Source organism: Sphingomonas sp. 66-10, from assembly GCF_001897045.1.
GTDB lineage: Bacteria > Pseudomonadota > Alphaproteobacteria > Sphingomonadales > Sphingomonadaceae > Sphingomonas > Sphingomonas lycopersici.
The window spans coordinates 22,970-34,794 of record NZ_MKRR01000147.1; the positions used below are offsets into that span (position 1 = coordinate 22,970).

At 68.3% G+C, this 11,825-nt stretch carries 12 protein-coding genes; 11 read left to right on the plus strand and 1 reads right to left on the minus strand.

Going from position 1 to position 11,825, the window contains the following annotated elements:
* Nucleotides 1–7 precede the first annotated feature (7 nt).
* The 6 genes from hisB (at nucleotide 8) to BGN95_RS21870 (ending at nucleotide 3,809) form a co-directional block, all read left to right on the plus strand.
* Complete coding sequence (hisB, locus tag BGN95_RS21845; protein WP_179512707.1) at nucleotides 8–595, plus strand: imidazoleglycerol-phosphate dehydratase HisB; 588 nt, start codon at nucleotides 8–10, stop codon at nucleotides 593–595.
* A gap of 1 nt (nucleotide 596) precedes the next feature.
* The gene (locus BGN95_RS21850; protein ID WP_265314313.1) at nucleotides 597–914 is read left to right on the plus strand and encodes a YciI family protein; all 318 of its coding nucleotides are present in this window, start codon (nucleotides 597–599) and stop codon (nucleotides 912–914) included.
* Nucleotides 911–1,516: an imidazole glycerol phosphate synthase subunit HisH gene (gene hisH, locus BGN95_RS21855; protein WP_286773991.1), complete on the plus strand. Its 606-nt coding sequence runs from the start codon at nucleotides 911–913 to the stop codon at nucleotides 1,514–1,516. Before BGN95_RS21850 ends, hisH begins: the two co-directional genes overlap by 4 nt.
* Nucleotides 1,513–2,247 carry a 1-(5-phosphoribosyl)-5-[(5-phosphoribosylamino)methylideneamino]imidazole-4-carboxamide isomerase gene (hisA, locus tag BGN95_RS21860; RefSeq protein ID WP_179512710.1) on the plus strand — a complete coding sequence of 245 codons (735 nt, stop codon included), beginning with the start codon at nucleotides 1,513–1,515 and terminating at the stop codon, nucleotides 2,245–2,247. Before hisH ends, hisA begins: the two co-directional genes overlap by 4 nt.
* The gene (gene hisF / locus BGN95_RS21865; RefSeq protein ID WP_265314317.1) at nucleotides 2,247–3,014 is read left to right on the plus strand and encodes an imidazole glycerol phosphate synthase subunit HisF; all 768 of its coding nucleotides are present in this window, start codon (nucleotides 2,247–2,249) and stop codon (nucleotides 3,012–3,014) included. The genes hisA and hisF overlap by 1 nt, the downstream gene beginning before the upstream one ends.
* A gap of 111 nt (nucleotides 3,015–3,125) precedes the next feature.
* Complete coding sequence (locus BGN95_RS21870; RefSeq protein ID WP_286773992.1) at nucleotides 3,126–3,809, plus strand: ferritin-like domain-containing protein; 684 nt, start codon at nucleotides 3,126–3,128, stop codon at nucleotides 3,807–3,809.
* Between the two features lie 83 nt (nucleotides 3,810–3,892).
* On the opposite strand, the gene mutL is transcribed toward BGN95_RS21870, so the two are convergent.
* On the minus strand, nucleotides 3,893–5,677 hold the full coding sequence (mutL, locus tag BGN95_RS21875) for a DNA mismatch repair endonuclease MutL (protein WP_265314320.1): 1,785 nt from the start codon (nucleotides 5,675–5,677) through the stop codon (nucleotides 3,893–3,895).
* A gap of 157 nt (nucleotides 5,678–5,834) precedes the next feature.
* Between mutL and BGN95_RS21880 the strand changes: the two genes are divergently transcribed.
* The 5 genes from BGN95_RS21880 to rodA all read left to right on the plus strand — a co-directional run bounded on the left by BGN95_RS21880 (nucleotide 5,835) and on the right by rodA (nucleotide 11,724).
* On the plus strand, nucleotides 5,835–6,875 hold the full coding sequence (locus BGN95_RS21880; RefSeq protein ID WP_174837393.1) for a rod shape-determining protein: 1,041 nt from the start codon (nucleotides 5,835–5,837) through the stop codon (nucleotides 6,873–6,875).
* Between the two features lie 253 nt (nucleotides 6,876–7,128).
* Nucleotides 7,129–8,013 carry a rod shape-determining protein MreC gene (locus BGN95_RS21885; protein ID WP_265314321.1) on the plus strand — a complete coding sequence of 295 codons (885 nt, stop codon included), beginning with the start codon at nucleotides 7,129–7,131 and terminating at the stop codon, nucleotides 8,011–8,013.
* The gene (locus BGN95_RS21890) at nucleotides 8,010–8,522 is read left to right on the plus strand and encodes a rod shape-determining protein MreD (protein ID WP_179512715.1); all 513 of its coding nucleotides are present in this window, start codon (nucleotides 8,010–8,012) and stop codon (nucleotides 8,520–8,522) included. The genes BGN95_RS21885 and BGN95_RS21890 overlap by 4 nt, the downstream gene beginning before the upstream one ends.
* On the plus strand, nucleotides 8,519–10,612 hold the full coding sequence (mrdA, locus tag BGN95_RS21895) for a penicillin-binding protein 2 (protein WP_286773993.1): 2,094 nt from the start codon (nucleotides 8,519–8,521) through the stop codon (nucleotides 10,610–10,612). Before BGN95_RS21890 ends, mrdA begins: the two co-directional genes overlap by 4 nt.
* Entirely contained in the window at nucleotides 10,612–11,724 is a 1,113-nt protein-coding gene (gene rodA, locus BGN95_RS21900; RefSeq protein WP_265271674.1) for a rod shape-determining protein RodA, read from the plus strand. Before mrdA ends, rodA begins: the two co-directional genes overlap by 1 nt.
* Nucleotides 11,725–11,825: the final 101 nt, after the last annotated feature.

Below are 11,825 nucleotides of genomic sequence, written 5' to 3' on the forward strand. Positions count from 1 at the left end.
GCCGGCCATGCGCACCGCCACAATCACCCGCGCCACCAGCGAGACGGATATCGCCGTCACCGTCAATCTCGACGGCACCGGCCGCTACGCGATCGCCACCGGCATCGGCTTTTTCGATCATATGCTGGAGCAGCTCGCGCGGCATTCGCTGATCGATCTCGACGTGCGGACCAAGGGCGATCTGCATATCGACCAGCATCACACGGTGGAGGATACCGCGATCGCGATCGGGCAGGCGGTGGCCGAGGCGCTGGGCGACAAGCGCGGCATCCGCCGCTACGGCGACGCGCTGTCGCCGATGGACGAGACGCTGACCCGCGTCGCGCTCGACATCTCCGGGCGCCCGTGGCTGGTGTGGAACACCGACTTCACCCAGAAGCGCCTCGGCGAGATGGATACCGAGCTGTTCAAGCATTGGTTCCATTCCTTCGCCCAGGCCGCCGGAATCACGCTGCACATCGAGACGCTCCACGGCGAGAACAACCACCATATCGCCGAAAGCGCGTTCAAGGGCCTCGCCCGCGCGCTACGCCAGGCGGTGGAGATCGATCCGCGCAAGGCCGATGCGATCCCCTCGACCAAGGGGATGCTCTGACGTGGCGCTCGATGATTATCGGGCGCAGGGCCACCTCTGCCTGATCCTGCTCAATTACGAGCGCCCGCTCGAGGAGGTGGATGCGCAGATGGCGGCGCATGTCGCCTTTCTCGAACGCGGCTTTAACGAGGGGGTGTTCCTCCTCGCCGGGCGGAAAGAGCCGCGCACCGGCGGGGTGATCCTGTGCCGCGGGGTCGCCGAGGATATCGAGGCGCTGGCGCAGACCGATCCCTTCGTCACCAGCGGGGTCGCCACCGTCGAGGTGGTCGAGTTCAAGGCCGGGTTCGCGGTCGACGCGATCGCGCGGCTCGCGCAATGACGCTGGCGCTGGTCGATATCGAATCGGGCAATTTGCGCTCAGTCGAGAATGCACTGCGCGCCGCCGGCGCGACCGACGTGACCGTCACCGCCGACCCCGACATCATCGCCCGCGCCGAACGCATCGTGCTCCCCGGGGTCGGCGCGTTCGGCGCCTGCGCGGCCAACCTGCGCGCGGTCGACGGACTCGAACAGGCGCTCGCCGAGCGCGTGCTGCGCGGTGGCGCGCCGTTCCTCGGTATCTGCGTCGGGATGCAACTGATGGCCGAGACGGGCGAGGAAATGGGCACCCACCGCGGGCTCGCGTGGATCCGCGGCCGCGTCGCGCGCCTCACGCCGAGTGATCCGACGGCAAAGGTGCCGCATATGGGGTGGAACGACGTCACCCCGCTCGCCCCGCATCCGTTGCTGGCCGCGGGCGAGGCCTATTTCCTCCACAGCTATGCCTTCACCGGCGAGCATATCCTCGCGCAAACCGATCACGCCGGCCCGGTCGCCGCCGCGATCGGGCGCGACAATCTGCTCGGTGTGCAATTCCATCCCGAAAAGAGCCAGCGCTACGGCCTCGCTCTGCTCGAACAATTCCTGGTGTGGCGCCCATGAGCCTTATCGTCTTTCCCGCGATCGATCTCAAACAAGGACAGGTCGTCCGCCTCGCCGAAGGCGATATGGCGCGCGCCACCGTCTACGGCGACGACCCCGCAGCACAGGCGATGTTGTTCGCCGAAGCGGGGGCGGAGCATCTCCATGTCGTCGATCTCGACGGCGCGTTCGCCGGCCAGTCGGTCAACGGCGATGCGGTGCGCGCGATCGTCGCGCGTTTCCCCGGGCACGTGCAATTGGGCGGCGGCATCCGCACCGCGCAAGCGGTCGAGGCGTGGTTCGATCTCGGCGTCGCGCGGGTGGTGATCGGCACCGCCGCGCTGGAGAATCCCGATTTCGTCCGCGATATGGCCGCCGCCTTCCCCGGCGGGATCGTCGTTGCGGTCGACGCGCGCGACGGCATGGTCGCGACCAAGGGCTGGGCCGAGGTCTCGACCGTCAGCGTCACCGATATGGCGCGGCGCTTCGAGGATGCCGGGGTCGCCGCGCTGCTGTTCACCGATGTCGGGCGCGACGGTTTGCTCAAGGGGTGCAATGTCGCCGCGACGGTCGATCTGGCGCGCGCGGTCGATATCCCGGTGATCGCCAGCGGCGGGGTCAAGGGGATCGGCGACATCCATATGCTCGCGCTCCACACCCGCGACGGGGTGGAGGGCGTGATCACCGGCCGCGCGCTTTACGACGGGACGCTCGATCTCGCCGCCGCGCTCTCGGTCGCGCGGGCCGCCTGATGACGGTCCGCGCGCGCGTCATTCCCTGCCTCGACGTCGCCAACGGCCGCGTTGTGAAGGGGGTCAATTTCGTCGACCTCAAGGACGCCGGCGATCCGGTCGAGCAGGCGCGCGCTTATGATGCGGCCGGCGCCGACGAATTGTGCTTCCTCGATATCACCGCCAGCCACGAGGGGCGCGATACGATCCTCGACGTGGTGCGACGCACCGCTTCGGTGTGCTTCATGCCGCTGACCGTCGGTGGCGGGGTGCGCACCGCCGACGATGCGCGCGCGCTGCTGCTCGCCGGGGCGGACAAGGTGGCGGTCAATTCCGCCGCGGTCGCGCGGCCTGAAGTGGTCTCGGATATCGCCGAGCGGTTCGGCAGCCAGTGCTGCGTCGCAAGCGTCGACGCGCGGCGCAGCGGCGACCGCTGGGAGGTGTTCACCCACGGCGGCCGCCGCGCGACCGGGATCGACGCGGTGGCACATGCGCTGCGGCTGGCGGAACTGGGCGCGGGCGAGTTGCTCGTCACCTCGATGGACCGCGATGGCACCCGTGACGGCTATGACCTCGCGCTGATCCGCGCGATCGCCGATCGCACCAGCGTCCCCGTCGTCGCCTCGGGCGGGGTAGGCAATCTCGCGCATCTCGTCGCCGGGGTGACCGAGGGGCACGCCTCGGCGGTGCTCGCCGCGTCGATCTTCCATTTCGGCGAAGCGACGATCGCCGGGGCGCATGAAGCGCTCGCGGCGGCGGGCGTACCGGTACGCGCGCCGATCGCCTAGCCGCGATCCGTCGCCCCGGCTCAAGACCGGGTGACGAGCAAAGGCCAGGCAGGTCTTTCGGCCCCCAGGCCGCGCAATGCCTTGTCGCGCCTTTTCTGATATATAGGCCGGATGGTCGGCCGATTGCGCACCCGATACCTCGACCTTCTCGGGTCGATCTACATCTATAACGAGCACCGCGGCTATACCGCGCTCGACCGGGTGCTCGAAGCCGTCCGCGCCCGCGCCCCCGACGATCTCGCGCTGATCGCCGCGATCGAGAAACATCGCGCCGACGAGCGCAAACATTATCTCATGTTCCGCCGCTGGTTCGAGATGCGCGGGGTGATGCCGCTCGCGGTCGATCGCGCGTGCGGGCATATCGACCGTTTCGTCGAGATCATGTTCCGCCGGCATATCGACGAGCTCGATACCCAGGCGATCATCGCCAGTGACGATCAATTCGAAAAACTGTGCCGCGTGATCTCGCTCACCGAGCAGCGCGGCTATCGCCAGGTCGAGATTTTGCTGCGCCACCCGATCGTCCGCCGCGATCGCGTGCTGATCAAGATCTTCCGCATCATCGAGCGCGACGAGCCGAGCCACTGGGCGCCCTATGACGGCTGGCTCGCGGCGCACGGCAAACGCCCCGCGCGCTGGTGGGAGCACGCGATCGACACGTTCATCCATTCGGAACTGCTGTTCCTCAAACTGCCTTTGCTGTTCGTTTCGCGCGTCGCCCGGCGCACCGACTGGGCCGATCGCGACGATCCCGCCGAACGTCTCGCCTCACCGTTCAGCCTCGCGGCGGAGTGAATTACACCACGTTAGATCGGCACATCCTCTCCCCGTTCGGGCTGAGATTGTCGAAGGGCGAACGGGGTGTGGACGGCCCCCCGTCACTTCCGCCCGAACAATTTCTCGATATCGCCGTGCGCCAGCTTCACCCAGGTCGGGCGGCCGTGGTTGCACTGGCCCGAATGCGGGGTGACTTCCATCTCGCGCAGCAGCGCGTTCATCTCGGCGACCGACAGCACCCGCCCCGCGCGGACCGAGCCGTGGCACGCCATCGTCCCCGCCACCGCATCGAGCCGCTCGCGCAGCGACAAGGCCTGATCGAACGCCGCCAGCTCGTCGGCAAGATCGGTGATCAGCCCCGCCGGATCGCCCGCGCCGAGCAGCGCCGGGGTCGCGCGGACGAGGATCGCGCGCGGGCCGAACCGCTCGAGTTCCAGCCCCAGCTCGGCCAGCTCCGCCGCCCGCGCCTCGAGCCGGTCGCATCCGGGCTCGTCCAGTTCGACCACCTCGGGGATCAGCAGCGCCTGCGACGCCACCCGCCCCCCGGCGAGCGCGCGGCGCATCCGTTCGAGCACCAGCCGCTCGTGCGCGGCATGCTGGTCGACGATGACGAGCCCGTCCTCCGCCTCGGCGACGATATAGGTTTTGGCGACCTGCCCGCGCGCCACACCGAGCGGATGATCGGCGCGCTCGGGCGGCGGGGCGAACGCGGGTTCGGCACGTGCCTGCGGCGGTGGCGCGAAGAACGCCGGGCGACGATCGGCGACCGACGGGCCGATCGCCGCGCCATGATGCTGGGTCATCGCGGGCCAGATCGTCGGCTGCCGCTCGACCGGCGGCGGGGTATCGATCTCGCTGCGCCACATCGCCAGCGCATCTTCAGCCGGGCGGTTCGTCACGCGATGCCCTGCCCCGTCGAGCGCGCGGCGAATCCCGCTGACGATCATCCCGCGGATCATCGCCGGATCGCGGAAGCGCACCTCGGTCTTGGCGGGGTGGACGTTCACATCGACCTGATCGGGCGGCACATCGAGGAACAACGCCACCACCGCATGCCGGTCGCGCGGCATCATCTCGGCATAAGCCCCGCGAATCGCACCGATCAGCAGCCGGTCCTTCACCGGCCGCCCGTTGACGAACAGATATTGGTGATCGGCGATGCCGCGGTGGAAGGTCGGCAGCCCGGCAACCCCGCCGAGCACCACCCCCTCGCGCTCCAGATCGACCGCGACCGAATTCTCCGCCAGCGCGCGATCGGTGAGCAGGGCGACGCGCCCCGGCCGGTCCTCCGCCTGCAACGCCGCCAGCGCGCGCCGCCCGTCATGCTCGACGGTGAAGGCGATATCGGGCCGCGCCATCGCCAGCCGTTTAACCACATCGAGGCAGGCGGCATATTCGCCGCGCGTCGATCGCAAGAATTTACGTCGCGCCGGAACCTTGGCGAACAGCCCCTCGACCACAACCCGCGTCCCTGGCGGCAGCGCGGCCGGCCCCTCGCGCACCAGCACGCCATTGTCGATCGTCCGCGCCCAGCCGTCGGCGCCGCGCGGGCGGCTTTCGAGCGTCAGCCGCGCGACGCTGGCGATCGACGGCAGCGCCTCGCCGCGAAACCCCAGAGTCGCCACCGAATCGATGTCGTCGGAAGGCAGCTTGGAGGTGGCGTGACGCTCGCACGCCAGCGCCATTTCGTCGGGGGTCATCCCGCAGCCGTCGTCGGCCACCTCGATCCGCTCGACCCCGCCGGCGGACAAGGCCACCGCGATCCGCGCGGCGCCGGCGTCGATCGCATTCTCGACCAGCTCCTTCAACGCGCTGGCCGGTCTTTCTACCACTTCACCGGCAGCGATGCGGTTGATCAAATGCTCGGGCAAACGGCGTATTGACACGCTTCGTCCCCTAGCCCAAGCGGCGTCATCCCGCGACCCCGTAAGACGTTTTATTTGGCCGTGCACGCCAATGCACCTTGCGGCGGGAAGCGCGGGATGGTTGGCGTATTGCACCGCGTGCTCGGCGCGGCGACTCGGGGACGGAAACTAGCGCATCATGGCCTTTTCGCGTTTTTTCAAGTTCATGTCGCATGACATGGCGATCGATCTCGGCACAGCGAACACGGTCGTCTATCTGCGCGGCCGTGGAATCGTGCTCAACGAGCCGTCGGTGGTCGCGGTCGAGACGATCAACGGCATCAAGAAGGTGAAGGCGGTCGGCGACGACGCCAAGCTGATGATGGGCAAAACCCCGGGCAATATCGAGGCGATCCGCCCGTTGCGCGACGGCGTGATCGCCGACATCGACGTCGCCGAGCAGATGATCAAGAGCTTCATCTACAAGGTCCACGGCCAGCGGCGCTTCATGCGCTGGCCCGAGATCGTGATCTGCGTCCCCTCGGGCTCGACCAAGGTCGAGCGCCGCGCGATCCGCGATGCCGCTTCCAACGCCGGCGCGAGCCAGGTGTGGCTGATCGAGGAGCCGATGGCCGCCGCGATCGGCGCCGATATGCCGGTGACCGAGCCGATCGGCAGCATGGTCGTCGATATCGGCGGCGGCACCACCGAAGTCGCGGTGCTCTCGCTGCGCGGCCTTGCTTACACCACCAGCGTCCGCGTCGGCGGCGACAAGATGGACGAGGCGATCGTCAGCTACGTCCGCCGCAACCACAACCTCTTGATCGGCGAAGCCACCGCCGAGCGGATCAAGCAGGAAGTCGGCATCGCCAAGCCGCCCGCGGACGGGATCGGCGCGACGATCCACATCAAGGGCCGCGATCTGGTCAACGGCGTGCCGAAGGAAATCCAGATCAACCAGGGCCAGATCGCCGAGGCGCTGAGCGAGCCGGTGGCGACGATCGTCGAGGGCGTCCGCGTCGCGCTGGAAAATACCGCGCCCGAGCTCGCCGCCGATATCGTCGATCAGGGCATCGTGCTGACCGGCGGCGGCGCGCTGCTGCAGGGGCTCGACGAAGTGCTGCGCGACGAGACCGGGCTCCCCGTCACCGTCGCCGAGGACCCGCTGACCTGCGTTGCCCTGGGCACCGGGCGCGCGCTTGAAGACCCGATGTATCGCGGCGTATTGCAGAGCGGTTGACGGGCAGACTTTTTATCAGAGACGGTTGGGAAATGGCCTTCAGCTTTCCCCCGTCATTCCCGCGCAGGCGGGAATCCATTCAACCGACGCTCGGCGAAAGAATCGCAGCGACAGCGCGAATGGATTCCCGCCTTCGCGGGAATGACGGAAAGCTGGCGGCGGAGAAAATCCACTGATGCCTTTTCCAATCGGGCTTTTAGTGTTTAGTTCATCTGCGGCGCCGACCAGCGCCGCCACTCGAAGGGCATAGGTGATGGCGCCGACGCGGGACCGGCGCCCGGGTTTCTCGCGGCGGGCGCAATATTCGCTGTTTCTGACCTATATCCTGGCCATCGCCGGCGCGGTGGTCGGCGCGGTGCTGCTCGCCCTCTCGACATTCAATCCGCCGGCCTTCGCGGCGCTGCGCGCGACGGTGCGCGAGGTGACCACCCCGGTCTCGTCGGGGATTTCCGCTGTGTTCGGCGTGGTCTCGGGCGTTCCCGATGCGATCGGCAGCTATTTCCATGTCCGCACCGAGAATGAAGCATTGCGCGCCGAGGTGAAGCGTACCCGCGCCGCGCTGACCCAGGCGCAGATCATCGTGCGCGACAATCGCCGGCTGCGCGGGCTGCTCAAGCTGCGCGACGGCGATGCCGCACCGGTCGTCACCGCGCGGATCGTCAGTTCCTCCGCATCGAGCACGCGACGCTATGGCGTGCTCAACGCCGGGAGCTGGCAGGGCGTGCGCGAGGGGCAGCCGGTACGCGGCCCCGACGGGCTGCTCGGCCGCATCGTGGAAACCGGCCCCAATACCGCGCGCGTACTGCTGCTCACCGATCCCGACAGCATCGTCCCGGTCCGCCGCATCGGCGACGGCATGCCCGCGTTGGCTGCCGGACGCGGCGACGGGATGGTCGATATCCGCTCGGTCGATACCGGCGACGCCAAATTGCGCCCCGGCGACCGCTTCGTCACCTCGGGCACCGGCGGAATCTATGCGCCGGGCGTGCTCGTCGCACGGGTCGTCCGCGCCGGCAGCGATACCGCCCCGGCGCAGCCTTACGCCCGCCCCGACACGTTCGACTTTGCCCTCGTCAGCGCGGCCTTCGTTCCGCCCCCGCCGCCGGCGCGCCCGCAGCCGCCCAAGACCAGAAGATGAGCGCCGAATCGCGCAAACCGTTCGAGGCGACGCTTCCCGCGGGCCGCGCGCGCGCGATTCCGTGGCTGACGGTGATGGCGGGCTCGCTCGTCACCGTGGCGCCGTTCGGCGCGACGCTGGGGCTGCTCCCGCCGTGCGGGTTGCTGATGCTGCTGGCGTGGCGATTGCTCGCCCCGCTCGCGCTGCGCCGCTGGGTGCCGCCATTGCTCGGACTGTTCGACGATCTGGTCAGCGGCCAGCCGCTCGGCAGCGCGATGGTGCTGTGGACGCTGACCTTCTTTCTGGTCGACCTGTTCGACCAGCGCACGATGTTCCGCGATTTCTGGCAGGATTGGCTGATCGCCGCCGCGGCGATCGCGATGTGCCTCGCCGGCGGCCGGATCGTCGCGACACCGCTTACCGCGCACGTCGATGCCGTGCTAGTGATACAGATCGTCGTGTCGATCCTCGTCTTTCCCCTTGCCGCGCGTATCGTCGCCTGGATCGACCGCAAACGGGCGGTCGAATGACGCGCGCGCCGCGGATCGCCACCGAGGCGCAGCAAGGCTACACCTTCTCGCGCCGCGCCTGGCTGCTCGGCACCGCGCAGCTTGGCGTGGGGGGATTGCTCGTCGCGCGAATGGGCTGGCTCGCGATCGCCGAGAATGAGCGCTACAGCACGCTCTCCGAAAGCAACCGGGTCAACAACACGATGATCCCGCCGCGTCGCGGCTGGATCGTCGACCGCGCCGGGCATCCGATCGCCGACAACCGCACCGACTTCCGCGTCGACCTGATCCCCGATCGCGTCGAGGATCTCGATCGCACGCTCGCGCTGCTCCAGAAATTGCTCGACCTCACCCCCGAGGATCTGCTCCGCGTGCGCGCCGATCTCAAAAAAGCCGCCGGGTTCCAGCCGGTGCAGGTGGTGGACAATATCTCGTGGGAGCGGTTCGCCGCGGTGCAGGTGCGCCAGCCCGAGCTGCCCGGGGTCGCGCCGACCCGCGGCTTCGCGCGCAACTATCCCGCCGGCGCGGCGGTGGCGCATCTCACCGGCTATGTCGGCACCGCCACCGCCGAGCAATATAAGGCGACCAAGGATCCCTTGCTCGTCACCCCCGGGTTCAAGGTCGGCAAGGACGGGCTCGAAAAGACACTCGAAAAGCAATTGCGCGGCACCCCTGGCGCGAAACGGGTCGAGGTGACCGCACGCGGCAAGGTGGTCGCCGAACTCGCCACCCGCCCCGACATTCCCGGCAAGACGCAGAAGCTGACGATCGACGTCGGGCTGCAGGAATATGCCGCGCGGCGGCTCGGCACCAATTCGGGCTCGGTCGTCGTGTTCGACTGCCAGACCGGCGAGATGCTCGCGATGGTCTCGATGCCGGCCTATGATCCCAACAGCTTCTCCGCCGGGATCAGCCATCTCGAATGGCAGATGCTGAGCGCCAACGATCACGTCCCGTTGATGAACAAGGTGACCCAGGGGCTCTATCCCCCGGGCTCGACCGTCAAGCCGATGAACGGCCTCGCGCTGCTCGAGGCGGGGGTCAGCCCCGACGAGCGAATTTTCTGCTCGGGGTCGCTCCGCGTCGGCAACGGCATCTTCCACTGCCACAAGAAGCGCGGCCACGGCCCGCTCGATCTGCGCAACGCGATCGCGCAGAGCTGCGACATCTATTTCTACGAAATGGTCCGCCGGCTGGGCTATGATCGTGTCGCGCCGATCGCGCGGATGGTCGGGCTCGGACAGAAATTCGATCTGCCGCTCGCCACCCAGCGCTACGGCACCGTGCCCGACAGCGCGTGGAAGAGTCGCAAGTACAAGAGCAATTGGACGGTCGCGGATTCGCTCAACGCCTCGATCGGCCAGGGCTATGTGCTGGCCAATCCGCTCCAGCTCGCGGTGATGGCGGCGCGGATCGGCTCGGGGCGGATGATCCAGCCGAGCCTGCTCGCCGATCACGTCCACTCGGGTGCCGCCGCGCTGACGGTCAACCCCGATCATCTGCGCATCGTGCGCGAAGGGATGTGGAAGGTGGTCAACGGCGGGGGCACCGGCGGCGCGTCGCGAATGTATGTCCCCGGCATCCAGCTCGCCGCCAAGACGGGCACCGCGCAGGTCCGCCGCATCACGATGGCCGAGCGGCGCGGGGGGGTGCTCAAGAACGCCAGCCTGCCGTTCAAGCTGCGCGACCACGCATTGTTCGTCTGCTTCGCGCCCGCGGACAATCCGCGCTATGCCGCGGCGATCGTGCTCGAACATGGCGGCCATACCGTGCGCAATCTCGATTCGCCGATGATCGGGCGCGATATCATGACCTGGCTGTTCGATCGCGATCTGGCGATGAAGTCGCTCGCCGAGGTGGAGCCGACCTGGGGCGGCGACATCCGTACCCGCATGGCCGCCGAGGCCGCCGCCTATCGCGCCGCCAATGCCGCCGAGACCGAGGCCGGGCTCGGCACCGAAACCGACGCCCCCGCCCCCACCGCCGCCCCGGCGGTCGAGGCGGTGACGCGCGCGCGCAACGCCAATGCCGATGCCACCCCCGGCGATATCGCCAACACGGGCGGCGTCGCGGGCACCACCGGCTCGCCCGATGCCGGGACGCCCGATTGATGAGCCGCTCCTCGATCGTCCCCGCCCCGCTCGCGCGCCTGCCGTGGCGCGTCCTGCTGACGATCACCGCGATCGGCTGTTTCGGGCTGGTCGTGCTGTTCTCCGCCGCGGGCGGGTCGCTGCGCCCCTGGGCCTTGCCGCAGGGGGTGCGCTTCTTCGTCTTCCTGTTCGCCGCGGTCGGGGTCAGCACGGTCCGCGAGGATGTCTGGCGGCGCGCCGCTTTCCCCGCCTATGCGGTTCTGGTCGTGCTGCTGTTCGCGGTCGAACTGCTCGGCGCGGTGCGCGGGGGAAGCCAGCGCTGGCTCGATCTCGGCTTTATCCGGCTCCAGCCCTCGGAGCTGATGAAGCCGGCGATCGTGATGGCCTGCGCGCGCTTCTACGACATGCTGCCGCCGTCCGAAACGCGGCGCTTCGGCGCGATCTGGCCGCCGTGCGTGCTGATCGGCATCCCGGCGGCGCTGGTGATGCTCCAGCCCGATCTCGGCACCGCGCTGATGATCTGCGCCGGCGGGGTGACGGTGATGTTCCTGGCGGGAATCCCGTTGCGACTGTTCGTCGGCGGCGCACTCGCCCTTGCCATCGCCGCGCCGCTGGCGTTCAACTTCGTGCTGCACGATTATCAGCGCAACCGTGTGCTGATCTTCCTCGATCCCGAGAGCGATCCGCTGCGCACCGGCTATCACATCACCCAGTCGAAGATCGCGATCGGCTCGGGCGGAATCTTCGGCAAGGGCTTCCTCAACGGGACGCAGAGCCACCTCGATTATCTGCCCGAGGGGCAGACCGATTTCGTCTTCGCGACGATGGCGGAGGAATGGGGGCTGCTGGGCGGCATCTTCATCATCGCCGCTTATCTGATGGTGATCCGTTGGGGAGTGAACGTCGGGGTGCGCGCCAAATCGCGCTTCGCCAAGCTGACCGCGGCGGGGCTGTCGACGACGATCTTCTATTATGTCGCGATCAACCTGATGATGGTGATGGGGCTGGCGCCGGTGGTCGGCATCCCGCTGCCGCTGGTGAGCTTCGGCGGGTCGGCGCAGATGACGGTGCTGCTGTGCCTCGGCATCCTGATGTCGATCGACCGCGAGAGCCGGCGAAAAACTGGCTGGTAAGCAAAAAAGGGGTTTGCAATCCGCGAAACGCCTGCTACCGGCGCACCTCCCGACGCGAGGCCGCCCACGCAGCCTCCCGCCGCCGGAATGGACGCATAGCT

Excerpts from the sequence above, each read along its gene's own strand:
- hisB (WP_179512707.1), top strand. The coding sequence starts at position 8 with ATGCGCACCGCCACAATCACCCGCGCCACCAGCGAGACGGATATCGCC.
- hisH (WP_286773991.1), top strand. The coding sequence starts at position 911 with ATGACGCTGGCGCTGGTCGATATCGAATCGGGCAATTTGCGCTCAGTC.
- hisA (WP_179512710.1), top strand. The coding sequence starts at position 1,513 with ATGAGCCTTATCGTCTTTCCCGCGATCGATCTCAAACAAGGACAGGTC.
- hisF (WP_265314317.1), top strand. The coding sequence starts at position 2,247 with ATGACGGTCCGCGCGCGCGTCATTCCCTGCCTCGACGTCGCCAACGGC.
- BGN95_RS21870 (WP_286773992.1), top strand. The coding sequence starts at position 3,126 with ATGGTCGGCCGATTGCGCACCCGATACCTCGACCTTCTCGGGTCGATC.
- BGN95_RS21880 (WP_174837393.1), top strand. The coding sequence starts at position 5,835 with ATGGCCTTTTCGCGTTTTTTCAAGTTCATGTCGCATGACATGGCGATC.
- BGN95_RS21885 (WP_265314321.1), top strand. The coding sequence starts at position 7,129 with ATGGCGCCGACGCGGGACCGGCGCCCGGGTTTCTCGCGGCGGGCGCAA.
- BGN95_RS21890 (WP_179512715.1), top strand. The coding sequence starts at position 8,010 with ATGAGCGCCGAATCGCGCAAACCGTTCGAGGCGACGCTTCCCGCGGGC.
- mrdA (WP_286773993.1), top strand. The coding sequence starts at position 8,519 with ATGACGCGCGCGCCGCGGATCGCCACCGAGGCGCAGCAAGGCTACACC.
- rodA (WP_265271674.1), top strand. The coding sequence starts at position 10,612 with ATGAGCCGCTCCTCGATCGTCCCCGCCCCGCTCGCGCGCCTGCCGTGG.